The organism is Pseudomonas sp. HY13-MNA-CIBAN-0226 (assembly GCF_040310305.1).
GTDB lineage: Bacteria > Pseudomonadota > Gammaproteobacteria > Pseudomonadales > Pseudomonadaceae > Aquipseudomonas > Aquipseudomonas gregormendelii.
Genome location: NZ_JBEOPS010000143.1, coordinates 1 through 291 on the forward strand (window position 1 = coordinate 1; position 291 = coordinate 291).

Below are 291 nucleotides of genomic sequence, written 5' to 3' on the forward strand. Positions count from 1 at the left end.
GGCTGATATCGCGGCCCAATTTGCCGAGGCTGCCGGCGATCAGGCCTAGCAGGCTGGCAAACTCCACCAGACGGTCACGCTGGGTGTGCCAGGGTTGTTCCGGCAAACCCAGTTGCAACTCGGCGGCCAAGGCTTCGGCCACCGGCATGGCGTGTTCGCCGAGCGCCGCCAACGTGCCTGATGCGCCGCCAAATTGCAGCACCAGCAGGCGCGGCTTCAATTCGGCCAGGCGCTGGCGACTGCGCGTCACCGCGCCCAGCCAACCGGCGATTTTCATCCCCAGGGTGACCG

The 291-nt window shown here is 67.0% G+C and carries 1 protein-coding gene; it reads right to left on the reverse strand.

All coding sequences use genetic code 11. The features are described from left to right. Positions 1-291 (reverse strand): lyase family protein (locus AAEZ05_RS28140; protein ID WP_350649837.1); only part of this gene is annotated, 291 nt, incomplete at both ends.